At 64.6% G+C, this 2,861-nt stretch carries 3 protein-coding genes; all 3 read right to left on the bottom strand.

Features of this window, described 5'->3' with window-relative positions; translation table 11 throughout:
- Nucleotides 1-219: FGGY family carbohydrate kinase (locus EOA32_RS35875; protein WP_245499509.1), on the bottom strand; the 219-nt coding region annotated here is incomplete at its 3' end.
- Between the two features lie 124 nt (nt 220-343).
- Nucleotides 344-1,666 carry a homoserine dehydrogenase gene (locus EOA32_RS35870; RefSeq protein ID WP_128374205.1) on the bottom strand — a complete coding sequence of 441 codons (1,323 nt, stop codon included), beginning with the start codon at nt 1,664-1,666 and terminating at the stop codon, nt 344-346.
- Between the two features lie 327 nt (nt 1,667-1,993).
- The coding region (locus tag EOA32_RS35865; RefSeq protein ID WP_145971480.1) for an ABC transporter ATP-binding protein at nt 1,994-2,861 on the bottom strand (868 nt) is incomplete at its 5' end.

Genomic DNA, 2,861 nt, shown 5'->3' with positions numbered 1-2,861 from the left:
GGCTTTCACGCGTGAGGCATCGATCGCCTTGGCGACTTGTTGCAGCGCCGACAGCAGCGCTGCCCACCAATGCTCGGCGTCCTGCTCGAAATGGCCGGGCGCCGGATTGGACAGCGGATAGGTCTCGCGTGCCTGGAAAAGCTCCGAGCCGTCGCCCGCGAAAGCAATCGCCTTCACGGCGGTCGTCGAGGCGTCGATCCCGATTACCACATCGTCCATCAGGCTGGGATCCGGAGCGTTAGAGCATGTCGCGCAAAAGTGTGCAGCGGTTTTGCGAAAACGACATGCATAAAAACAAGGACCTAAAGCGCGTCGCCTGGATCCGTTTCCCGCGCGACGCGCTTTAGGCCGCGTTGGTTACGAACCGCCCGTCCGACTGGTCGAGACGACGGCGGATCTGGGTTATCACCATCGAATCGTCGGGTACACAGTTTTCATAGGTCAGGAAGTCGCCGGCCTTGACCGGCTTCACCACCTTGGCGCGTTCGGCAAGCCCGAGCGGCAGCGCGCCCTTGGCGCGCGCGTCTTCCCAGGTCATGGCGAAGCCGCGGTAGTCGTTCTCGCCGATCATGCCGAGCGACTGGCCGGTGCCGAGACTGGTCTTGGCCACCGCCACCGCCTCGGCCACGGGATGGTCGAGCGGTTCCATGTCGGCGCGCTTGTAGACCACGGCGCGCGCCGCCGAGAGCGGCACTTCCAGGCTGGTGAGGTGATAGGGCCGGAAGATCGTGAAATAGGGGCCCCTGCCGACCTTGAGGTCGATCATGCGCTCCAGCACGCGCGGATGCTTGGTTTCGATGATGCAGAACACGCCGGGCGCGACGCCCTTGCCGATCGAATAGTCGACAACGCCCTTGCGATGAAGCACGCCGCCATCCTCGCGCGGGCAGAGCACGCTGGCTAGTTCTTCTAGCGTCGCGGTAGGGCCGTGCATGCCCGGCACGTCGGGCACCAGTCCCGTCGCGTTGGCGATCGCCACCATCTCGATTGCCGTCTTCGAGCCGTCGACGAACTCGACCAGCATGCGCGCATTCATGTTGCGCTCGGCCGCCTCCTTCTCGTAGTCGGCCGGCACGGCGTCGAACTTCAGCGGATTGTTCTTGCCCTTGCCGGCGGCAACGATATTGAAGCCGAGGCTTCTGGCGAAGCCGATGATCTCGAGCGTGCAGGCAGGCTCGTCGCCGGCCGCACCTGTGTAGACGACGCCGGCCTTGCGCGCCTCTTCCTTCAGGAACCGGCCGATGGTGATGTCGGCCTCGACATTGAGCATGACGATATGCTTGCCGTTCTTCATCACCTCGAGCGCGAACAGCGTGCCGATGTTGGGATTTCCGGTTGCGTCGATGATCACGTCGATGCGGCCGGCGGCGGCGAGCGCATGCAGGTCCTCGGTGACCGCGATCTTTCCGGCCTCGATGGCGCGATCGATGGCCGGGGCATTGGGCGCCTCTACGATATCGGAACGGTCATGGCCGGCAAGCAGCGCCGCATCGATCGCCGCCTGCGGCCTGACCTCCGAAATGGCGCCGATGCGCATGCCCGGCATAAGTGCGACCTGAACGACGATATCCGTTCCCATCTGTCCGGCGCCGGCGAGACCGATGGTGATCGGTCCTTGTTTCTCAGCGCGCTGCAGGAGTTCCGCTGCGAATTGCGGATGGGACATGTCGCTTCCTCCGGTCCTTGGCGCGCCGCCCGCGCCGCAATCACTCTTTGAACATTCCTATGACCGTTTGAAAAATATTTCAACCGACATTTCGGCGGTGTCTTAGGATTGAGCTCAAACGAGACTGACGATGCGGGGAGAGGGAATGTCCGGCAGGATAGAGGGAAGGCGCGAGGGAGCCCTATGCGGCGTTCGAAACGAGGTTCCGCCCGGCCGGACGTTGTGGACGTCCCTAACGGGGCAGCGCGATGGTGTCAGCGCGCTTGCCGCCCTGCGCCAGCCATCGGCGCAGCGAATCCAGCAGGCGCGGCCGCTTTCTGGCGGCGACTATGCCGGCTCCACGGCCCTCGGCTTCTGCAGCCTTGCCAACTCCGCGAAAGGAATATGGCAGCGGATTGTGTGCCCGGGCTCGGCCTCGCTTAGTTCCGGCTCCTGCGTCTCGCAGATCGCGCCGATCTTGCGCGGACATCTCGTGTGGAAGACGCAACCCGTGGGCGGGTTGGCCGCGCTCGGGATTTCGCCGTCGAGGCGGATGCGCGAGCTTTCCGTCCGGTCGAGTTTCGGAACGGCCGACAACAGAGCTTCCGTGTAAGGGTGATGCGGGCCGGAAAACACCGCTTCCGACGGTCCGAACTCCATGATGCGGCCGAGATAGAGCACCGCGATCTTGTCGGACAGATAGCGCACCACGCCGAGGTCGTGCGAGATGAAAATGTAGCTGACGTCCTGCTTCGATTGCAGGTCGGCCAAGAGGTTGAGGATCGCCGCCTGCACCGACACGTCGAGCGCCGAGGTAGGCTCATCGCAGACGACGATGCGCGGATCGCCGGCGAAGGCGCGGGCGATCGCCACGCGCTGCTTCAGACCGCCCGAAAGCTGCCGCGGCTTGACGGCCAGATGCCGGTCGGTGAGCCGCACCGAGCGGACGAGCTCTTCGAGGCGCGTTTCCAGCGACTTGCCGGTGAGCCCGCCCAGCCGCTTCAAAGCGCGGCTGAGGATATGCCGGATCGAATGCGAACGGTTGAGCGCCGAATCCGGATTCTGGAAGACGATCTGCACCGCCTTGACCTGCTCCTCCGAGCGGCTGGCAAGCCGCGGCGCCAACTGCTTGCCCTCCAGTTCGATGCTGCCGCCCTCGTCCGGCGGCACGAGGCCGAGCAGCAGCCTGGCGAAGGTGGTCTTGCCGCTGCCGGAC

Source organism: Mesorhizobium sp. M1A.F.Ca.ET.072.01.1.1 (genome assembly GCF_004023325.1).
Lineage (GTDB): Bacteria > Pseudomonadota > Alphaproteobacteria > Rhizobiales > Rhizobiaceae > Mesorhizobium.
This window is presented reverse-complemented; position numbering and strand designations above follow the sequence as displayed.

Coding starts and splice junctions, on each gene's coding strand:
- EOA32_RS35870 (WP_128374205.1), bottom strand. CDS start 1,666: ATGTCCCATCCGCAATTCGCAGCGGAACTCCTGCAGCGCGCTGAGAAA.